The sequence below is a fragment of the Metasolibacillus sp. FSL K6-0083 genome (assembly GCF_038630865.1).
Lineage (GTDB): Bacteria > Bacillota > Bacilli > Bacillales_A > Planococcaceae > Metasolibacillus > Metasolibacillus fluoroglycofenilyticus.
On record NZ_CP152046.1, the window covers coordinates 2,766,494 to 2,787,156 of the forward strand.

General features: G+C 32.6%; 17 protein-coding genes. 13 read left to right on the forward strand and 4 right to left on the reverse strand.

Annotation, left to right across the window (positions count from 1 at the left end):
• Positions 1 to 70 precede the first annotated feature (70 nt).
• From MHB51_RS12995 to MHB51_RS13040, 10 genes are all read left to right on the forward strand, one after another.
• On the forward strand, positions 71 to 883 hold the full coding sequence (locus MHB51_RS12995; protein ID WP_342558302.1) for a DUF5677 domain-containing protein: 813 nt from the start codon (positions 71 to 73) through the stop codon (positions 881 to 883).
• 23 nt (positions 884 to 906) lie between these two features.
• Positions 907 to 1,716, forward strand: a complete 810-nt coding sequence (locus MHB51_RS13000; protein ID WP_342558303.1) for a TnsA endonuclease N-terminal domain-containing protein — start codon at positions 907 to 909, stop codon at positions 1,714 to 1,716.
• The gene (locus MHB51_RS13005) at positions 1,716 to 3,854 is read left to right on the forward strand and encodes a Mu transposase C-terminal domain-containing protein (RefSeq protein WP_342558304.1); all 2,139 of its coding nucleotides are present in this window, start codon (positions 1,716 to 1,718) and stop codon (positions 3,852 to 3,854) included. Before MHB51_RS13000 ends, MHB51_RS13005 begins: the two co-directional genes overlap by 1 nt.
• Positions 3,847 to 5,418 carry an ATP-binding protein gene (locus MHB51_RS13010; RefSeq protein WP_342558305.1) on the forward strand — a complete coding sequence of 524 codons (1,572 nt, stop codon included), beginning with the start codon at positions 3,847 to 3,849 and terminating at the stop codon, positions 5,416 to 5,418. The genes MHB51_RS13005 and MHB51_RS13010 overlap by 8 nt, the downstream gene beginning before the upstream one ends.
• An 11-nt stretch (positions 5,419 to 5,429) precedes the next feature.
• Positions 5,430 to 7,319: a TnsD family transposase gene (locus tag MHB51_RS13015; RefSeq protein WP_342558306.1), complete on the forward strand. Its 1,890-nt coding sequence runs from the start codon at positions 5,430 to 5,432 to the stop codon at positions 7,317 to 7,319.
• Entirely contained in the window at positions 7,294 to 8,850 is a 1,557-nt protein-coding gene (locus MHB51_RS13020) for a Tn7-like element transposition protein TnsE (protein ID WP_342558307.1), read from the forward strand. The genes MHB51_RS13015 and MHB51_RS13020 overlap by 26 nt, the downstream gene beginning before the upstream one ends.
• A gap of 14 nt (positions 8,851 to 8,864) precedes the next feature.
• Positions 8,865 to 11,024 carry an AAA family ATPase gene (locus tag MHB51_RS13025; RefSeq protein ID WP_342558308.1) on the forward strand — a complete coding sequence of 720 codons (2,160 nt, stop codon included), beginning with the start codon at positions 8,865 to 8,867 and terminating at the stop codon, positions 11,022 to 11,024.
• Entirely contained in the window at positions 11,014 to 12,780 is a 1,767-nt protein-coding gene (locus tag MHB51_RS13030; RefSeq protein WP_342558309.1) for an ATP-dependent helicase, read from the forward strand. The genes MHB51_RS13025 and MHB51_RS13030 overlap by 11 nt, the downstream gene beginning before the upstream one ends.
• A gap of 51 nt (positions 12,781 to 12,831) precedes the next feature.
• Positions 12,832 to 14,274 carry a hypothetical protein gene (locus tag MHB51_RS13035; protein ID WP_342558310.1) on the forward strand — a complete coding sequence of 481 codons (1,443 nt, stop codon included), beginning with the start codon at positions 12,832 to 12,834 and terminating at the stop codon, positions 14,272 to 14,274.
• 247 nt (positions 14,275 to 14,521) lie between these two features.
• Positions 14,522 to 14,818: a hypothetical protein gene (locus MHB51_RS13040; protein WP_342558311.1), complete on the forward strand. Its 297-nt coding sequence runs from the start codon at positions 14,522 to 14,524 to the stop codon at positions 14,816 to 14,818.
• Positions 14,819 to 14,831: 13 nt separating this feature from the next.
• Here MHB51_RS13040 and MHB51_RS13045 read toward each other — a convergent pair whose 3' ends face one another.
• Together MHB51_RS13045 and MHB51_RS13050 are read right to left on the reverse strand one after the other, a co-directional pair.
• The gene (locus MHB51_RS13045) at positions 14,832 to 15,353 is read right to left on the reverse strand and encodes a hypothetical protein (protein WP_342558312.1); all 522 of its coding nucleotides are present in this window, start codon (positions 15,351 to 15,353) and stop codon (positions 14,832 to 14,834) included.
• Between the two features lie 177 nt (positions 15,354 to 15,530).
• Complete coding sequence (locus MHB51_RS13050; protein WP_342558313.1) at positions 15,531 to 16,007, reverse strand: NUDIX hydrolase; 477 nt, start codon at positions 16,005 to 16,007, stop codon at positions 15,531 to 15,533.
• 213 nt (positions 16,008 to 16,220) lie between these two features.
• Here MHB51_RS13050 and MHB51_RS13055 point away from each other — a divergent pair, with 213 nt between their 5' ends.
• The gene (locus MHB51_RS13055; RefSeq protein WP_342558314.1) at positions 16,221 to 16,901 is read left to right on the forward strand and encodes a VOC family protein; all 681 of its coding nucleotides are present in this window, start codon (positions 16,221 to 16,223) and stop codon (positions 16,899 to 16,901) included.
• An 86-nt stretch (positions 16,902 to 16,987) separates the two neighbouring features.
• On the opposite strand, the gene MHB51_RS13060 is transcribed toward MHB51_RS13055, so the two are convergent.
• Positions 16,988 to 18,562, reverse strand: a complete 1,575-nt coding sequence (locus tag MHB51_RS13060) for a histidine kinase N-terminal 7TM domain-containing protein (protein WP_342558315.1) — start codon at positions 18,560 to 18,562, stop codon at positions 16,988 to 16,990.
• Positions 18,563 to 18,769: 207 nt separating this feature from the next.
• Between MHB51_RS13060 and MHB51_RS13065 the strand changes: the two genes are divergently transcribed.
• Positions 18,770 to 18,877 (forward strand): nucleotidyltransferase domain-containing protein, encoded by a 108-nt coding sequence (locus MHB51_RS13065; RefSeq protein ID WP_342558316.1) that lies wholly within the window; start codon positions 18,770 to 18,772, stop codon positions 18,875 to 18,877.
• A gap of 336 nt (positions 18,878 to 19,213) precedes the next feature.
• Here MHB51_RS13065 and MHB51_RS13070 read toward each other — a convergent pair whose 3' ends face one another.
• The gene (locus MHB51_RS13070; protein WP_342559501.1) at positions 19,214 to 19,495 is read right to left on the reverse strand and encodes a hypothetical protein; all 282 of its coding nucleotides are present in this window, start codon (positions 19,493 to 19,495) and stop codon (positions 19,214 to 19,216) included.
• 718 nt (positions 19,496 to 20,213) lie between these two features.
• Here MHB51_RS13070 and MHB51_RS13075 point away from each other — a divergent pair.
• Positions 20,214 to 20,435 (forward strand): hypothetical protein, encoded by a 222-nt coding sequence (locus tag MHB51_RS13075; protein ID WP_342558317.1) that lies wholly within the window; start codon positions 20,214 to 20,216, stop codon positions 20,433 to 20,435.
• The last annotated feature ends 228 nt before the right edge of the window (positions 20,436 to 20,663 follow it).

Below are 20,663 nucleotides of genomic sequence, written 5' to 3' on the forward strand. Positions count from 1 at the left end.
TACATCCGTTCGCTTATAATTAAAATAAGCGAACGGATGTTTTTTATTGTGGAAAGTGAGAGGGATATTAATGAAACCATATGATCTTTTGAAAGAGTCAATCAAATTTGCTTCTAAACAATTAGAAGACTTTAAAGTAACAAAAAGTTTAGATGATATACCAACGATGGTGATCACATCCCTATATAGAAAAATTATAGAATTAAGCGAAGGGGTTAGAGTTTCTGGTGCGAATGGCTTATCTGGTCCAGCTTTATTAAATTATCGAGGACTTATCGAAGCTTATTTAGCTTTCAAGTATATACTTGAAAATGAACATTTGTTAGAAGATAGGGCGAAGGCATATAAAATCGGATATCACAAGCAGCAAGTCGAGGCTGGTAATTATTCCTTAAAAAGAGCATCAAACGATGATGAAAGAGCATTCTTTGAATCAGCTATTCAATATCATACTAATGAAATGAAAAACGAAAGTTTGCAAGATATTTTCAAAGTATTTAATGAGTTGCAAAATCGAAATAGTAAAGGTTTTATACCAAAGTGGTATGAACTTAATGACGGACCTCGAACTATTAACCAGCTAGCAAAGTATCTAGCTGAAAAGGATGAGGAAGATAAAGAACTAGTAGCGAATTTATATGGCTTTTTATCTACGGATGCCCATAATTATATGGCATTAAATAGTATCCTTAAAAGCGATGAGTTAATTACAGTTAAACCAGTTCGAGCTTTTTTTAATTCAAATAAAGATGAATATAATTTTCTTGGTACAAGAAGCTTGTTGACTTCTTCAATATTAAAGTTTATGCAAAGTGCTTTTCCAGAAAATGAAAGTAACTTTTTAGCGTTTGCTCAACGTATTGCTCCATATCTAAGATACTAATTTTTTGAGAGGAGAAATATTAAATGTCAAAACGTCAAACAGGTTGGTCTGAAGCGAAAATCTCTCGGTATATTAAGGAAGGTAGGGGGCAAGGAGAACTTGCCCTTTATAAGCCGTGGTTGACCATACAAGACGTTCCGTCGAGAGGAAGGATTCATAGGTTCATCGGATGGAAAACGGCGCGAGAACACCATTTAATGTCTGATTTAGAATTTAACTATCATTGTTGTTGTGATTGGGCAGATAATATAATTGATATTCGTGAACAATTTCCTTTAGCGCGTGAAGTTACATTGAGAATAGCAGAGCAATTAGGCATTGCGCATCCAATCGATCGAAACACAAAAGTACCTATTGTGATGACTACGGATTGCTTTTTAACTGTAAGAGAAGGAGGTTCTATCGTTTATAAAGCTCGCACATTGAAATTTGAAAAAGACCTTAATGACGAAAGAGTTATCAAAAAATTCGAAATAGAGAGGTGCTATTGGGAACAGCAAGGAATAGATTGGGCAATTGTGACCGAAAAAGAGTTGCCTAAAATTTTTATCGGTAATTTAAAGTTTTTACGTGATGCCTATTTTATTGATGATCCAAAGAAAGTTAATTTGTTAATTGAGGGATGGAGTAGCTTTACGGGTTCTATTCTTTCAAACTTACAAACGTTTGACATCAAATATAATTTTAAGATAGGAACAGCGATTAGCCTATATAAGCACGCTTTGGCAAAGAAATTATTAAAAGTGAATATGCATGAAAAAATAAACTTGAATGATGATGTTTCAAATGTGATAGTTCAAACTTTAAATGACTCTAAAAAGAGGTGGGCTTAATGAATTTTTATGTTAATGAAATTTTACAAGACTGCCAACAGGAAAAAACATATAGAATTCTTTGGGTTGATTCAGGCGCTGTTATTATGTATATTTTAGAGCTTGATAATGCTAAAGCTTTTCCAAAAAAGAAATTGGTATCTGAAATAGGCGATTTGATTGTTATTGGTGATTGGAGAAAGGTTATTGATACTTCTTATGATGTGATTGTGTCAAGTGAATATGAAAATAAACATTATGAATTACGTGATGCTGCATGGACAATTATTGAAGCAATCGTAAAGGAAGAACCAGCAATTTATGAAAAAACCTTTCGTACAAAGCTTATAAAAGAAACTCAGGAAAAGCATCAAGTAACTTATCCAACTATACGCAAATATTTATATAAATATTGGTCTAGAGGTAAAACATTAGACGCTTTACTCCCGGATTATAAAAACTCTGGTGGAAAAGGGAAAGAGAAAAAGGTTGGAGAAAGTAAGCGCGGTAGACCGACCTTAAATGGCATAAAAGGAATAAATGTTGATGAAGATACAAAACGAATTTTTAGATTAGCTATTGAAAAATATTATCTAACTTCAAAACAAAATAGTTTAACAGCAGCCTATAAGTTTATGGTTAGAGAATTTTATGTAGCGAATATTTATTACGAAAATGGTGTGGAGAAGGAATTGTTGAAAAATGAAGAAGATCTCCCTACATTAACACAATTTAAATATTGGTATCAAAAAGAATATAATGCGCCAGAAGTATTAATCGCAAGGAAAGGTGAAAAGCGCTTCAATAAAGATCATCGCGCAGTTTTAAATACATCTCAATCAGAAGTGTTTGGTCCAGGTTCTCGCTATCAAATTGATGCAACGATTGCGGATGTTTACTTAGTTTCAGAAGTAAATCGAAATTGGATTATAGGGCGTCCAGTCGTGTATTTAGTGATGGATGTATTTAGCCGAATGGTAGTTGGCATGTATGTAGGTTTAGAAGGTCCCTCGTGGGCAGGAGCAATGATGGCAATGACTAATGTTGTTGCTAATAAAAAGAAGTATTGTGCGCAATATGACATTGAAATAAATGATGAAGATTGGCCAAGCTGCCACTTACCAGAAATTTTGTTAGCAGATAAAGGTGAATTCGAAGGATATAATGTTGAACGATTGGTAAAAGCATTTAATTTACATGTTGAAAATGCGGCTTCATACCGTGCTGATTGGAAAGGCATAGTAGAAAAACAATTTGATTTAATTCAAAAGAAAGTAAAGCCTTTGCTACCAGGTTATATTGATGTAGATTTTCAAGAGCGCGGAGCAAAGGATTATAGATTAGATGCGAAATTGACATTGAAGGAATTTACGCAAATTTTAATTAAGCAAGTTTTACAACATAACACAAAGCACTATTTGAAAACGTATGTACGTGACCGAGATTTAATAGCAGATGATGTACAGCCAATTCCTCTTGAACTTTGGAATTGGGGCATTAAAAATCGTACAGGAAAGCTCCGAGCCTTCGCTGAAGATTTAGTGAAGCTTCAATTGTTACCTAGAGGTACAGCTACTGTAAATTTTAAAGGGATTCAATTTAAAGGTATATCTTATAGCTGTGATAGAGCAATTCAAGAGAGTTGGTTTGAAAATGCTAGAATGAAGGGCTCTTGGAAAATTGAGATTGCGTATGACCCTAGAAATATGAGCTATGTGTACGTCTTAAACGATATAGATAATTCGTTTGAAGCTTGCTATATGCTAGAAGTATCTAAAAGGTATGAAAGTTTAAGCTTAGATGAAATAACGTATTGGAAACGACAAGAGCGACTGCTAGAAAAAGGACAAAATCATAAACAGCTTCAAAAAGATGTGGATTATATTGCTGATGTGGAAGCGATTATTAAGAAAGCAGAGAAGGCAAAAAACGGACAGCAAGATCCAACGCTAAGTAAATTACAGCAAGTTAGTGCGATTCGAGATAATCGTAAGGAAGAAAAGGAAAGACAGCGCAGAGCCGAATCAAAGCCAATAATTGAAAAGCAAGTAGCAGATACAGAGATTATAGCGTTTCCACAAACAGTCGCCGAAACGGATTTTAAAAGACCTAATGTACGAGACTTTTTAAAACGTAGAAAGGGTGATAAAGATGAATGAGCAAGTAGGTTTTCGAGGGATTATGCCAGCTGTATATAACGAGCAAGAAATTATTGATTTTAAAGGAAATCCTTTAATCGAAGCATTGCCACCGATTCTTTCACCTGAAGAGGCGTATGAAAAATTAAGTTACTATCCACCTTATGATTTACAGGAAGCAAATTTGCCAACACATATACGCTATCATGCGATTCCTCGCATTAATAAATTCTTTCAGCCCGTGATGCAGCATTTAGATTTAGAACAGCGATTTTCTAGATTGCTACGTCATGGCTATGTTAGTCGAAATCCAAGGGAAGCAGATTATAATCGCGCATTAAACGGGTCCCAAGATATACGTTCTACAGCATCCAGTATGACGTTAATGGGATTTTCGGGCATCGGCAAAACAACGGCGATTGAACGGGTATTGTCGCTTTATCCACAAGTGATTTTACATGAGCATCCACTAAATTTAATGCAAGTTGTTTGGCTAAAATTAAATTGTCCTCATGATGGATCGTTAAAATCTTTATGCTTGGATTTCTTTTTGAAAATGGACACGCTACTTGGTACGAATTATTATGAGAAGTTTGGTAATCGCAGAAATTCAATAAGTTCTATGGTTACACAAATGGGGAAAATTGCTCGTTTACATTGTATCGGTGCAATCATTATTGACGAAATCCAACATTTACTTGCGACGCGAGATAATAATTCAGAGAAGATGATGAATTTCTTTGTGACGTTAATTAATGAAGTAGGTGTGCCTGTAATACTAATTGGAACAATGCGAGCAAAAGTGGTATTGCAACAAGATTTTAGACAAGCACGTAGAGGTAGTGGTCAAGGTGATATGGTTTGGCAGCAAATGAAAAAAGACGATGATTGGGATTTACTTATCGAGAGTCTCTGGGAATACCAATGGATTCAAGAACGTACAAGTTTAACTGAAGAGTTGAATCAAACTTTATACGAAGAGAGCCAAGGTATTGTAGATATAGCTGTAAAATTGTTTGCATTAGCACAAGGAAGAGCCATTGAAACAGGTGCTGAGAAAATTACACCAGCAGCAATTAAACAAGTAGCAAAGGATGATCTAAAGCTAGTACAGCCAATGCTTAAGGCATTAAAAGATGGGCGAACATCTGAATTAGAAAAATATGCGGACATTATGCCAATGGATATTGAAGAATATTTAGTTATGCGAGAATCAAAAATCGATTTAAGAGCAACTATTCAAAAGAAAAAGGAACTGCAAGCTCAAAAGCGACAAGAAAAGCAAACTACGCATATAGAAACTATTATGAGTTCTTTAATAGTGTTAGGAATAGATGTTGAGATAGCACAAAAAGTGGCTACTAAGACATTGAATGAAACAGATAATGAAGATTTACCATCATTAATGAAATCAGCAATTAATTTAGCTGAACAATTGAGCAAGCCGAAACCAAAAGTATCTAAAGAACGCACGGGACCATTATTAAAAATCGTAGAACAGGCAAAGAAAAATAAACAGTCGAATTATGAGTTATTGAAAGAAGCAGGATATATCAAATCGCCTTTGGATGAATTTGCAATGTAGGAGGAAAAGCCATGCTTAGTTATTTTCCTAATCTTTATCCAGACGAATTATTATACAGTTGTTTTGCGCGCTATCATGACCACTCAGGTAACACAAGTTCAAAGCAAACGATGAAAGAATTGTTCGGAAATATAAGTTCAGTAGCCGTAGTTGATTTTCCTAATAACTTAGGAGATTTCTATAAAAATATCTCACATTTTAATCCACCTAATATCAATGATTTGGTAAGAAATCATACCTTATATAACTACTACACAGCTTTTCAATCAGATGTGATGAAAAGTCGTGCATTTAACTATATTACTAATGGAGGCAACCCTGGAGCTATTCACATGTTTCTAGGCATTGCTGCTTCCAAAATCAAAAATTGGCATTATCTTCGTTTTTGTCCTAACTGTGTACAGCAAGACAGAGAGCAATACGGAGAAGCTTATTGGCATAAGAGTCACCAATTGCCGAAAGTATTTTATTGTCACTTACATCAAGAATTACTTCACGATTCAACTATTGAATTTCGTAACCCACATAAACATGAATTTGTTTCAGCTGAAAAAGCAGAGTTATCACCACCCCATTTAGTTAGTGTATTTTCATCAAAGCTTGAGGAACGATTGAAAAAGCTTTCTGATGAAAGTATTAATTTAATTCACTATGCAGAAAACATACAAATTCAAGACTTCACACAAATCTATAAATATTTAATGCAAATAAATGGCTACGCCAATCATTTAGGGAAAGTGCATCAGCAATATTTTACGCAGCAATTCAAACAATACTATGGAGAACAATTTTTAACGTTAGTGGATTGCAATTTTGATGAACATTCCGACACGTCATGGCTTAGAAATATTGTTAGAAAACACCGTAAGGCATTTCATCCAGTGCAGCATCTACTGTTATTACAATTCCTAAATGTCTCATTTAAAGATCTAGAAAATCTTATGGGCAAAAAATATGAGCCATTTGGGCAAGCACCATATTATTGTTTAAATCCAGCAGCGGAGCATTATAAACAGCGTGTTATATCAAGTATTACCGTAACAACTTGTACCGATACTAGAAAGCCTGTTGGTACGTTTCGCTGTGATTGTGGATTTACTTATTCAAGACGTGGCCCAGATGTAGTTAAGGATGATGTCTTCAAAGTGGGCAGAATCAAAAATTTTGGTTCGGTATGGCAAGCTAAGTTAATACAGTTAGTAACAAGTAACTTGAGTCCGTATCGGATTGCACAAATTCTAAAATGTGATTACGCAACAGTGAAAAAATACATTTCTGACTCAAAAGATAAGTCCTCGCATAATAGTGAGCTTTCAATAGATTTGCGCCTTCAAAAAGAAGCAGAATGGCTAAAGTTGATCGAAACATATCCTGATTTTACGGTTACACAATTAAGAGAAATGAATCTAGCTCTATATGCTTGGCATTATCGTAATAATCGTAGTTGGTTAATAGAAAATCCTCCTAGATCGGCTATGAAGTTGGCGATTAGTAAAAGAGTTGATTGGGAGAAACGAGATTTAGAGATTTTTCATTTGGTCAAGGAAGCAATTCAAAAGTTATATGCTATTGAAAAGCCTGTATATGTCAATAAAAGTAGAGTAGCAAAGGAAATTGGTCAATTATCCTTGCTTGAAAAGCTATTGGATAAACTTCCAAAAACAAAGGCTTATCTTAAAAAACATTTAGAAACACGTGAGCAATTTCAAATTCGTCGTATTAAATGGGCATGTAAGGAGCTTTATATGGAAGATGGTAATAATGTAGTAATGTGGAAAGTTCGCAGACTAGCAGGGCTAAAAGAGAAAACAAGTAATATCGTAGAAATAGCTTTAGAAAATGAAATAAGACTTTATCAGCAAGGGGAAATGCAAAATGAAATTAAGACCATGGACTTTTGATAAAGATAAAGAAGTAGTTTTGAAATGGATTGGTAATGTTGAGGTTGTAAATAAACAATGGAGAATTAGAGCTGCATTTGAAGACAATAATCGAATTGAAATGCTAGATTTTCCGATTGCTGCATTGCCACTGTTACGATTAGGTGCATTTTATAAAGATGGTCAGCTAATGGATGCTAAGACTACGGGTATTATTTATGACGTTGATATACCTCAATTGAATCAATATAAAGTTGTAAGCTCTTTAGATGCTTGTAAGGAATTTGGCTATTACTTGCATAAGAGTCCTGAGCTTATGTATCAATATGTCTTTGAATTTACGATGGAAGGTAACACGTATTACCTTCCGCAATTCGAATTTATTCGCGCGGTATTTGCAATTAATAAAACAATTGCAAACTCAATGATGCAACCAAATGGATTAGAATTTTTAGTGAAAAGGTCGTATTTGAATAATTCGAAAGCTTTTTTAGAACTTGCAGATGAGATTCCGAATGTGATTGTAAAAGACGACAACTTTATACGTTTTTTTAGTTGGCTATACTTTAGTTCAGAAATAAAAGCATCATTTGAATCTGTTTATACAAAAATTAAAGCTAAGATGAACAACGGGGATTTTTTAAAATTAGAGGTTCAACTTCCTAGTAGCAGCAACACTCAAGTTCGTTTTCGAGGAATACAAAAAGGTAACAAGTTTTTGATTTTGCAATGGTTAGGTTCTAATTTGGAAGGAACTTCCTTTAGTGATGTAGAAGTTAAACATAAGGCATTTAAGAAAAGAATTGATGCACCAGGTAAGAGGAAGTATCGAAATTCACAACAAAAAAATGACTTTGAAAACATTTTAAATGCATATCCTAATGAACGCTCAAAGCAGGATGCTAATCAGCAAGTAGAAAATATAAAAGGAACGCAATTTGATTTTGGGAATCTCGCTGACATACATAAAGTGTTTGGTGATACACAAGATGTTAATAAAGGCGGTATTTATATTTCAAATCAAGGGCAAGGTGGAGGTATTCAAAAGCATCTGCAGCAAGTAGTAGGGCTTGATGAATCTGTTTATGGTGAGATGATCCAACCTATTGAATTTAAAATGTTAGAGGTTACGGAGGATATTAAAGGGCAGGGGTTGGAGAAGTTTATAAAAATGATTCAATTATTGGCTAAAGATACTAATAAGTATCAAATTGCAATGAATTTAGTTTACTTGCCATTAGGTAGGAAATTTTCATTTATAAAGGAAGATTTAAGAAGGTGTGCTTGTATCGTTAGAGTGAATAATCAATTAACAAATAAAATTCAATATGTAATTGAGATAGCTACACCAGATAATAAATCTTTATCAACATTGCTTGTATATGAAAACGGTATTAATGAAATCAATTTGAAAAAATTATTAATGGACTTGGTAAGAAGAGGTGGATCATGGAATAAAGATATTATAAGGAATTTAAGTTGTGAGAAGTTAAAACATACTAGTGATACTTTAATAGATTGGAAACGTAAATTAGAAATGAAATTTAAATAAAGGAATGATTTTGAATGTATATTACCCAGTTGGAATTAACAAATTTCAGGAATTTCAAAAACTCTATTTTTAAGTTTAAACAAGGAGTAAACACATTGATTGGCGAGAATAGTTCTGGGAAATCTAATGCACTATATGCAATTCGATTGCTTTTAGATGAAAGTTTACCAATGAATGCTACAAGGTTTTTAGAAACGGATTTTAATCAGAATTTAAATGATTGGAGAGGACATTGGATAGTTTTAAAACTTACTTTTAAAGATTTAGATACTAGTGAAGCAGTGAGCTTTGTAGCACATCATTCACAAGATATAAGGAATGAGGAAGAATCTTTTGGCACATATGCATTATATTATCGTCCCAATAAATTAGTGAGAAATAAATTATTTGAATTCACAAAAAGAATTAAGGAACTTCAAGAAAGTGGTGAGGATACTTTAAGAGTAAAGCGCGATCTTGAAATTTTTTTGAAGAATATAACGTTAAAAGATTACGAAAGTGTATTTACATGTAGAGTAAACGCAGATTTTAACGATGAGCAACAGTATAAAGAGTTAGTGGGAGATTTTGAACAGGGCATTTTTCCTAACCCTGAAGAGGATAATAATCTTGCTCTCGGTAACATTTCCCCTCATATTACATTAATCAAAAAAGAAGTTTCATGTACTTTTGTAAAGGCACTTAGAAATGTTATATCGGAGTTAAAGCAGAAGAAAAGTAGTCCTCTATTACAACTCCTACGAGGAACGACTAAAGATATTGAAATTATAGAGGCAGAAAAGATAAAAAAACAAGTGCAGAATTTAAATGGCGACATAAGTGAATTAGATGAAATAAGTATGTTAACAAAGAAGATTAAAAAATCTTTAAACAGAACTTTAGGATATACATATTCTCCTAATGTAAGCATTAAATCTGAATTACCCGAGGAAGTTGAAACATTGCTTCAATCGTTAACTTTATGGGTAGGGGACGACTCTAGCAGTAATCAGGGGAAATTAGATGACTTAAGTTTAGGTGGTGCAAATTTAATTTATATCACTTTAAAGTTATTGGAATATGAATTTTATCAAGATCAAGAAGAAAAAGCAGCACATTTCTTATTGATTGAAGAACCAGAAGCTCATATTCATACGCATGTGCAAAAAACATTGTTTGAAAAATATCATTTTGAAAATACACAGGTAATCATAACTACACATTCAACTCATATTTCTTCTGCAAGTAAAATTGACTCAATGAATATATTGATAAAAGAAAGAGGATATACAAATGTTTGCCAACCTAGTAACGATTTGGATACAGATACTTGTAAAAGAATTGAAAGATATTTAGATGCAACAAGGTCAACTTTATTATTTGCCAAAGGAGTGATTTTGGTCGAAGGTGATGCGGAGCTTATATTAATTCCAGCTATGTTTAAGGCTGTCTTTGGACTTAACCTTGATGAAATAGGTATAAGTGTAGTAAATATGAGTAGCACTGTATTTGAACATGTTGCTAATTTATTTGATGAATCAAGAATTCAAAGAAAATGCGCAATTATTACAGATTTTGATAAAGCAATAGAAATATTGCCGGAAGACCCATCTGATGATACTAAAGAACAAAAGAAAATGAGAGATTCACAAAAAGCAGGTCAGGAAAGAGCCGAGGTTTTGAATGGGAAATATAGACTTAATCCGTGGGTAAATGTTTTCTATGCACCTCATACTTTTGAGATTGATTTTGCATTAAATTCAAATACACATGAAATAGTAGAGACGCTACCATTAATCTATAGACGACAAGCTGATATTGATACATCGAAATACAAGCTAGAATCAGATGATAGAGTGTTGATTGGTAAAGAAGCCCTTAGATTAGCCAATAAAGAAGGAAAAGGATGGTTTGCTTTATTAGTTTCTGAATCCTTGAGTTATGCCACTTATATACCAAAGTATATTTTAAAAGCAATAGCATTTACTTCGGAACATATTACAAATGACCATTTAAGAGCAATGGCACAATACAGAATAAGTAAAATATATGAAGAGTCTCAGTATGATTTTGATGAAATGAGCTTGAATGATTTAATGACCATTTTAAATCAAGATAAGGGAAATAGAGAGGACGATGATTTACTTATATTTGTAAATCTATTAGGAGTTGAAATAACTGAACATGCATATTAATTTAAATTCTTTACAACAAGATGCGATAGATGAAGAGGAAAATTCAATAGTACTAGCTTGTCCAGGGAGTGGGAAAACTCGAGTACTGACATTGAAAATTGCAAAAGAGTTGGAGAAGTTAGACAAAAGGAACAATAGAATTGCAGCACTTACATTTACCAATAGAGCCGCTGATGAAATTGACAAAAGAATTAATTCTATGGGCATAGATATATCTCAATTATGGACAGGTACTATTCATTCTTTTTGTTTACAATGGATTATTAAACCATATGGTGTTTATTTGCCAGAACTACAGAAAACTTATTCAATCTTAGATGAGTTTAAAGCTAAAGATTTAAAGGAGAATTTTAAATCGGAGTTCGATATACCTCGATTCAATGATTTTATCACTAGAAGAGATAGAAATGGGAATTACGTGAATAGTGAAGAAAAATATAATGATGCAGCTAAGGCGTATCATAAATTTTTATTAGAGAATAGATTAATAGATTTTGATTTAATTCTATACTATGCATACTTCTTAATTGAAAAGTATCCTGAAATTCCACGTAATCTTTCGAAGATTTTTAAATACTTTTTTATTGATGAATTTCAGGATACTCAAGATCTTCAATATGCAATTGTTGGTAAGGTAATTAAAGCTTCAGAAGGACAATGTAAAATTTTCTTAGTTGGGGATCCAGACCAAGCAATATTTAAATCCTTAGGTGGTATTGTGAAATCCCCTGCGGAAATAAGCCAAGATATTGGAGGATACAATATTAAGCAATTAGGACTAAGTAATAATTATAGATCAACACAAAGGTTAATAAATCTATACAGTAATTTTCAAAGTACAGATTTACTAATAGAATCCTTAGCGAGTTATTGTAGTGAAGACGGGATTATCATGTTTAATAAAACTACGCATAAAGATAATTTGGTAGATACCATTACAGAAATCATAAATAAAGAAATCTCAAATGGTATATCTCCGAATGATATTTGTATTTTAGCCCCGCAATGGAATTTTCTATCCTCTATAGCTAGAAAGTTGAAAGCAAATTTACCGGATATAGAATTTGATGCTCCGGGGTTGACTCTTTTACCACGGAATCCAGACAATTTTTGGTTTAAGTTAGCTAGAATTATTTTAATAACTAAAGAGCCAAATAAGTATTTGGTAAGGATGAAATGGGCAAGAGATATTTTAGAAGAATTAGTTATGGTAAGTGGCATTACTATTGATGTTGATACTGATAACTGTAGGAGGTTATTGAAGAAAATAAATTCAATAAATTCAATAAATGAAGATGCAATAGAATATCTAGAAGAGAGTTTTAAGTATGTATTTGAAAAGCTAGAATTTGATTATAGTTCAAGTGACTTATTAAAGGAACAATGGGATAATTTTTTTATGGGATTAAGACGTCGTTATGAAAGTTCGGATTTTCTCGATGTCCCTAAAGATATTAACTATATGAAAAAGATGTTTAATACAAAAGAAGGAATCGTAATTAATACTTGTCAAGGTGTCAAAGGAGAAGAATTTCATACAGTTATATCATTTGGATTGTTAAGAGGATATTTACCACATTGGAATCAAATTATTAATCAACCAGGTAGTAATGAAATAGAAGAATCTAATAAATTATTATACGTTATTTGTTCTAGAGCTAAGAAAAATTTATTTTTATTTTCTGAAACTGGAAGGAGAACTTTAAAGGGGATGCCGTATGAGGTGAACTATCAATTAAATGCATTAGACCTCTGAATGTATTTAAGAATAATGAGATTATAAAAATTGAAATATCGTGGAGGAGCTATGTCAAAATTGCTAAAAAAGGATACATTAACAGACGGTGTCATCTCTAATCTTCTGGAAGAAAGTTTTAATGGTAGGAAACATTTAAGAATAAAAGAATTACAAGAGATTCATGAAGTATTATTAAAATTAGGTTTTTTTAGAGAAGAGGCCGAAAGAGTATATTTTTCTGATGAAATAATTAAAAATCAACGTTTAAAAGAAAATAATACTGAACTATATAAATCGATGAGAGAAGAAAGGAAAAATAATTATGTTACTTTATTTCCAGAAAAAGCCTTTATATTAAATGATGGGATTCATGCAGCAGGAGGAGCTTTTAATTATATATACAGAGCAAAGGGACAGAGAATTTTTTGGAATGATAAGGGCTTAATCTACTATAGAGCTATTTATTGTACGATAGATGAAAACGGTATGGAATATAGTACTATTGATATGGGAGATGAACTAGATATTTTTTCAGAGGAAATAGATGAAGAATTAGTATATACTTCAGCACTTGAAGAAGGAATAGGATCAATAGAAAATCTTATTTTAAATCTAACAACAATAAAACAAGATTTTTTGAGAGATTATCCAATAGAATATTTATTATTTCCAAAAGATGTAGAAGGCTTATCTGATTTCTCATTAGAATTAAAAGAACAAATTTGGGTTGTTGTTATAGAGTTAGTAAAAGATTTATTAATAAATCCTGCTGAAGAAAAAAATAGTTGTTTGTACTTTTTAGTATCGTTTTTGGAGAAATTAAATATTCAACCTAAAGCCCTCCATATTATGGAGTTGTTAGAGTTTTATAAAGATAATAATCAACGAGTTGAATTAGGCATCTTTCATGAGATATTAGAAATACTAGGTACTAGTATAAAAAGAACAAGCTATTTAGAAAATAATAAAGAAATACTAAAACTATCTGAAGAATTAAAGATAATTCAAGTTGGAAGTGATATGGCTAATACTTATCATGATTTAATTTTTAGAGTATTAAATCAGGTTTTTGATTGTCAACTTATGCGAGGTTCAAAAGAGGTTGAGATAGATAAGGGAAAAAAACGTATTGATATAGTGTATGATAATGTTGGTGAAAAAGGGTTCTTTTCTTATATAAAAGAAACGTACAGAGTATATTGTCCAAAAATTATCATTGAGTGTAAAAATTACAGTTCAGATCCAAAAAATCCTGAGATAGATCAATTGATAGGTAGATTAGGGAAACATACAGGGAAATTAGGTATTTTAATTTGTAGGACTATTAAAGATAAGCAAAGTTTATTAGAAAGGTGTCAAGCAGCTTTAAACAAAGATCAAGGATACATAATCTTTCTGACAGATGATGACATACACCAATTAATAAATTTAAAGGCAGATAGTGAAGATGATAAAATATTCGATTTATTAATGTTGAAGTGGGATAGCTTAGTTTTAAATAAAAAGCTATAGTGTTCTTTCTTAAACAACTTTAATATTTCTTTGAAATTCAAATCATTAGTATAAAATAGATTTTAAAACAACTTTAAAACCACCTATCAAATTTATCGATAGGTGGTTATTGCATTTCTAAGGTAGAAATTAAACAACTTTATTATTCAAATACATGAATAATGAAGTAAATGAGAAAGTCGTTTCAAATATTTATTTGAATATTTGAGAAGAGGAAAAAATAAGTGCTGTTTTAGATTTCGATAGAATGAAATATGACTATCCACAGCTTGATATCGCAAGAGCTATTATATCTGGAGCCTTAGATGAAAATAACTTTGATGTTTCTCTTGTTCAGGCCTTTTTAGAAGGGTATAGTGAGCAGTGTTCTCTTGAAAAAGAATGCATAATTGGCTCTTTGAAAATGTTGTGGTTTATGGAAAGCACTTGGTGGATAAATTCGAGTATGGATCAGCAAAATAGTCCTCCAAAACGTTTTGTGAAGGAAATGCTTTGGCTATCAGAAAATCATAAGCAATTAGAATTTATGCTCAAGGATATATAGTTAAATTAAGGCTCTATTCTATTGAATTTGCAATTTTTAAAAGCAATTCATCGGCTTGATGTGAAACTCTTTGATTGAGCGATAGAATGTACTGCCATTCATTGTTCTCGAAAATGAGGATGTTGAATCCTGGGATATTGGTACTGAAAATCGCATCCCTGCCATTATTTAATTTTAGCAGTTGAGTGATATGGGTATTGTTTGTAGGAATCTTATGCTTTATTGGTCTAATTACAATTTTATAATGATTTTCTGGCAAGTCTTGACTTATATATTTAATTTCAAGATAGGTGTTCGGATTTTCGCCTGAAGGAATAAATCTAGCAAAAGTATGTGTGAATTCTAATAGAGGGACTTCATTGGGAAGAATAATGGTTTGTTGAAAATATATTTCAGCTTCAGCGACAGCCTCCTCGATGTTAGTGTACCCTATATCTAAAAAGGTTCTCTCAAATTTATAGTTACTAGCAAGTAAATAAGTAATGAATAAGAGGCAAATGGAGAAAAATACGCCAATTTTCTTTATTTTCAGCATCTCCTTCAGAATGGATGGGTTTCTACAAGAAATTATAGTCGTTCCTCTTTTAGTGAAGCGCATATGTAGAATTTTGAGGCGTTAATGGTCTCGGCAAATAGAGTTTTGTCACAAACAACATCTTATTAGAAAAGTCGTAAACATTCAGACGATAGCGTTTACGACTTTTTTATATCTTTAATATCGGATGCTACTGCCGGTAATTCTGTTATTATAAAAGTATTGTTTGACAAGATTTTTTATTAATGGATTAAGATCTTCTGGTAACGCACTTGGTTTAAAAAACATGGCTTCGGTAGTTTCTTGACCATCAGCTTTAAGAACCCCACCTTTAATTTCTTTAGAAATATATGCGATTGTAATAGGGTAAAATTCATCACCATTTGGTAATTTAACAAAATGCTGCTTTCCTGAAAAGACCCCTACTAAATTAAGCTTACCGATTTCAAGTCCAGTTTCTTCTAGGACTTCTCTTCTTCCGGCATCTTCCGTAGATTCGCCCAATTCAATAAATCCACCAGGAACGCCCCATTGATCATCATTTCTTCTTTGCAATAACAAATCTCCATTTTCGTTAATCACAGCTACAGCAACCCCAACTAAATTAAGAGGCTGATTTCCCACAATTTTTCTTAAATTTTCAACGTATCCCATAGTTCCTCCTTTTTTAGCTCAAGCACCCCTCCTGAATTTAGGGTTATTTTATATAATATATCAATTTCACTGCGCAAAATCATTTATTTGTTTAAGTGTATTTTTAACACTTGATTTCCTAATTAATATACATAACTTAAAATTCAGACTTCCTTACGAAGAATAAATGTTGAAGAAATGATAATGTTGGCTTATAGAAAGATGGTGAATTGTATGAATATAGAACATGTCACAATGTATGCTTCTAATTTTGAGGCAACGAAGCAATTTTATGAGAATACACTAAGATTCCCTTTCATTTCAATAACACATGATCGTTTTACATTCAAGGCAGGGCAAACAACTGTTACATTTGTCAAAGCTCCTTTGGCAGTCCAGCCATTTTATCATTTTGCATTCGATATGCCAGCCAATCAATTTGAAGAGGCGAAGGCATGGACAAAAGAAAAAATTACGTTAGCGCGAGAACAGGGCAATGATGAGGTATATTTTGAAGGAATTGATGCGAAATCTATCTATTTTGAGGACCCTGCAGGAAATATTGTTGAATTTATTTGCCGTTTTACAGACGCAAAAGCAAGTGAACAACCATTTACTGCTGCCTCTCTACAAAAGATGTCTGAAATGAGCATTGTTGTACCTAATAAATTAGATGCACTTCATTTATTGGAGGGAATTGCCGTTTTTGAGCGAGATTATCAAGAAGTGTTTGCAGATGATTTATCATTTATGGGAGAACGGAAAGATGCCACTTATTTATTATTCGTAAACGAAGGCCGCACGTGGTTTTTCTCAAATAAAAAATCAACAACTTTTCCAGTAGATATTACATTAAATAACGGGCGGGTAGTTAAAATAAATGAAAAGCTACAATTAACGGTGGGGCGAGGTTAACTAGGTATTTTAGATAGTGGAGGAAATAGTATGGTCCTCGTTTAGCTGAGATTTAGAGCGGCTAAACGGGGACGAATACGCTTCTCTCATTCTTCATTCGTTTGTATTAAGTACTGCTCTTTTATATTTTTTTTATCCTCATACATACGAACATCGCATGTGTGGTAGAGATGCTCATAATCTGTGCCATCCTCATCAGTAAATGCAATGCCAATACTTGGGGCAACTTCAATTTCGATGTTGTCCTGCTTATACAAGTCAACTTTGAATGTATTACGTGCCTCGTTTATTTGCTTTAGAAATTTTTCCTTCGATTCAATTTGCTCAAAAAACATGACAAATTCATCGCCACCTAAACGTGCTAGTATATGTGGCTTTGGTAAATTCTCATGCCAGCAATTGGCCGTAAAAATTAATACATTATCCCCTATTAGATGACCGTATACATCATTGATGGCTTTAAAAAAGTTTAAATCACATATCATTAATGCACCGTCTTTTTCTCTGGACTGTGCCAATTTTCGTTTTACTTCCTTCTCGAAATAGGTACGATTATATGTACCTGTTAGTATGTCGTGATGAGCTAAATATTCATATTGTTTGGATTGCTGAAGTAAACTTTTTTCATACTGTATCGATTCTGTAATATCATGTAGTATTAACATCTTGCCAACCGGCTTATTATTCCTTCCATCTATAAAAGAAAAATGAACACGATAATAGTTTTCTCCTAGCTGCATTGACTGTATTGTTAAACTATCTATTTCCTGTTTATTCTCAATAAGCTCCATTAGAGAAGGATAATGAGCTAGTACTTGTGATGCAAAGTTACCAATTAACTTTTTGTTGGGTAATGGTTCGAACAATAGATTGGCGGATTTATTATAGCTTTTTAAAGTGTCGTCTATATCAAAAATAATTACAGCATCATTGATGGATTTAAAAACCTTTTTCATAGCTAAGGGAGATAGTTTAAGCATATTAAATTGAGAAATTCCCCATAAGTAAAATAAACTAGAGAAAACAAGTCCGAAAGGTGATATATCAATTGGTATTTTTATAATCCCCATTGAATGTATGAAGGGAAAACCAAATACAAGCAAAGAACCGATCATCATTAGGGCAACATGTTTTTTCCTTTCTCTATTTGATTTAATATACATATGGATTAATAAGCATATACCAAGCAAATAGTAACTATAGACGTAGCAAATATGTAAATAAAAAAGCGGACCTCTGTCTAAAAAAAGAAGCGGGAATCCTTGAGAATAATCTAAACCCATGCTTTCGTAAAATAAATGATGCCATTCATTTGAAAAATGGGCACTTAATGTATAGAGTGGACCGATTGCTAATAAAGCGATGTTTTTTTTTGTCAAAATTCGCTGATTACCTGTGAATTGTAATATCATAATCACCCAAATAAACGGTCCAAAAGAAATACCTAAATATTGAATCTGTATCCAAAAAAGCATTTGTTCTATGGATGTACTTACGAGTTGAAATGCATATCCAAATGTGTATAAAGTAGCAGCTACCACACCTAGGCCATAACTAATCGAAATAGGCGTTTCTCTATTTTGCCAAGAAAAGTATAGCAGCATCATGAAACAAAAGGTGAAAATAACTAAAATTGCTGAAAGTGCAAGGTTATAGTCCATAATATGAGTTCCTCCAAAAATAGTATATATGCGTGATTGTGAATGGAAGAGTGTATATTCATAATATTAGCACAGGGACCTTGTTTCTTGTCGAATATATTTTCTAGCACAATCTTTTTTCTTCGTTGTCCATTCATCTATGGCAAAAGAAGTACCCCTGTGTCGGCGAACAATATGTGCGATTTCTTGTACCAACAATTGAGTGATATGATTAAGGAATATGTGAATCCAAATTTTATACTTTTATTTGGTTCCTTTGCAAAAGGGACTGCGCATGATGAAAGTGATATTGATCTTGCTTATTTTAGTAAATAACCGTTTTCAACGTATGAACGTTTTATGCTTGCAAATCGTGAAGTTGATTTAATCAATATAAGAGACATTGATACTGTGTTTACGATGCAAATTTTTTAGCAAGGCATACCGATTTATATTCACGATAAAAATGAATTTACACGTCAAAAAATGCGTGCCTATAAGTATGCACGCTACATTAAGCGAGCAGCGTGCTCCGATAATTGAAGCGATTAAAGAAAGAGGAAGTGTTTTCGGCGATGAATGATGTCATTTTAAATAAAACTACCACAATTGAACGCTGTGTGAATCGAATTCATGAGGTATATGCGGGAAATTCCGAGAATTTGAAGGATTTCACAAAACAAGATAGCATTGCACTTGAACTAAAGATTTTAGAAGCAATTTCATAAAATACGATGGAATAGTTGAATTCCTACAGATTTCTATATATTCATCTTGAGAAGCTTGTTCAAATGCAGATGGTGTAATGAAAAGTGCATTAAAATTTAAAACTGAGTTTAAAGCGCCTTCCTCAAGTGCTTCAAATATTATGTCTACAAACTGAATATTCATATTATGCTCCTCGATAGTTTCACCTAAAACGGCAATTTTCAGCGGTTGGCCTTCGTATGTCACAGGTTCTTCGAACAGCCTGCTAATAATAGAAAAACGAATAAAAACAATATTTTTTCATTTCAGTCCTATCCTTTATAAAATCAAGTCTATACCACAGAGTGAGGGCATTTCAAAATTTGTATGGTTATGGGCATTTGGATCATAATAACTGAGTGCTTAGATTGCAACTTTCATCTAGATTTTTCGTTGAGTTTTATAAATCTCTTAGTGAGGGAGCCAATCGGCGACCACTTCCTATAGGAAATCCAACAGATCCTCCAGTTGTCCGGATCAACTGGAAATTCTATCGGAAAGAGCTCTTAATACTAATATACGAGGGGTGTTTTTATGTCTAAAAGAGCAAGAACAGCTAAAGTTGAAAAGCGGATTAAGGAAGGCTGTGGCTCTGGAATGGGTGGGGGCTATAAACATTCAAGGTGTTTCATCGTTAGTAAGGTCTACTCGTTTAAAAGGAATTAAAACAAATAGACAACATAAATTTCTATTAAATTTGGAACGAAACTACTATTTTGACTGAATATTATGTCTTTTATTAATATGTGAGAACAATTTATGTTATTATTATTGAATGTCGGTTTGAAACAAAGTTATACTGTTTGTAAAAAAGTTGTACTGGGATTAGCTACAAATACGATATTTCACTAACGGGGTCAGTATGGTTCAATAAGAAGGGAATAATGACGAATTAAGCCTATATAGCTAAATTTGAAGGTAATCTATGAACCCTATTTTAAATCAAGTTGGTACTGTGTTTATTCCTGTAAGCAACATTGAAGAAGCTCGTAAATGGTATTGTGATATATTAGGTTTATCAGCAGATGGTGAAATCTTATTTGGCCATTTGTATATAGTACCTATGAACGGAACAGAAATTGAGCATAACCATTGGTTTAATTTCAAAGACCCTGATGGGAACTATTTAATGGTTTGTAAATGTTAAAGCTGTTGCACTACCAGTTAGCATTTGCGAAATAAGGCACATTGAGATGATCAATCTTTTTTATACAAAATTCATAGATATTTAAAAGTATTACTCCATTTCAATTCAATCTTTTTTCAAAATGGAGTTTTTGTGTTGGTTGCTAAATAAAGGGTTGTAACTTCATTTTTATCAAAGTTTATTCCACTGCTACAGTTATGATGAAATACTACTTAGATTATAGTTAAG

Excerpts from the sequence above, each read along its gene's own strand:
- MHB51_RS12995 (WP_342558302.1), top strand. The coding sequence starts at position 71 with ATGAAACCATATGATCTTTTGAAAGAGTCAATCAAATTTGCTTCTAAA.
- MHB51_RS13000 (WP_342558303.1), top strand. The coding sequence starts at position 907 with ATGTCAAAACGTCAAACAGGTTGGTCTGAAGCGAAAATCTCTCGGTAT.
- MHB51_RS13005 (WP_342558304.1), top strand. The coding sequence starts at position 1,716 with ATGAATTTTTATGTTAATGAAATTTTACAAGACTGCCAACAGGAAAAA.
- MHB51_RS13010 (WP_342558305.1), top strand. The coding sequence starts at position 3,847 with ATGAATGAGCAAGTAGGTTTTCGAGGGATTATGCCAGCTGTATATAAC.
- MHB51_RS13015 (WP_342558306.1), top strand. The coding sequence starts at position 5,430 with ATGCTTAGTTATTTTCCTAATCTTTATCCAGACGAATTATTATACAGT.
- MHB51_RS13020 (WP_342558307.1), top strand. The coding sequence starts at position 7,294 with ATGAAATTAAGACCATGGACTTTTGATAAAGATAAAGAAGTAGTTTTG.
- MHB51_RS13025 (WP_342558308.1), top strand. The coding sequence starts at position 8,865 with ATGTATATTACCCAGTTGGAATTAACAAATTTCAGGAATTTCAAAAAC.
- MHB51_RS13030 (WP_342558309.1), top strand. The coding sequence starts at position 11,014 with ATGCATATTAATTTAAATTCTTTACAACAAGATGCGATAGATGAAGAG.
- MHB51_RS13035 (WP_342558310.1), top strand. The coding sequence starts at position 12,832 with ATGTCAAAATTGCTAAAAAAGGATACATTAACAGACGGTGTCATCTCT.
- MHB51_RS13040 (WP_342558311.1), top strand. The coding sequence starts at position 14,522 with ATGAAATATGACTATCCACAGCTTGATATCGCAAGAGCTATTATATCT.
- MHB51_RS13045 (WP_342558312.1), bottom strand. The coding sequence starts at position 15,353 with ATGCTGAAAATAAAGAAAATTGGCGTATTTTTCTCCATTTGCCTCTTA.
- MHB51_RS13050 (WP_342558313.1), bottom strand. The coding sequence starts at position 16,007 with ATGGGATACGTTGAAAATTTAAGAAAAATTGTGGGAAATCAGCCTCTT.
- MHB51_RS13055 (WP_342558314.1), top strand. The coding sequence starts at position 16,221 with ATGAATATAGAACATGTCACAATGTATGCTTCTAATTTTGAGGCAACG.
- MHB51_RS13060 (WP_342558315.1), bottom strand. The coding sequence starts at position 18,562 with ATGGACTATAACCTTGCACTTTCAGCAATTTTAGTTATTTTCACCTTT.
- MHB51_RS13065 (WP_342558316.1), top strand. The coding sequence starts at position 18,770 with ATGATTAAGGAATATGTGAATCCAAATTTTATACTTTTATTTGGTTCC.
- MHB51_RS13075 (WP_342558317.1), top strand. The coding sequence starts at position 20,214 with ATGAACCCTATTTTAAATCAAGTTGGTACTGTGTTTATTCCTGTAAGC.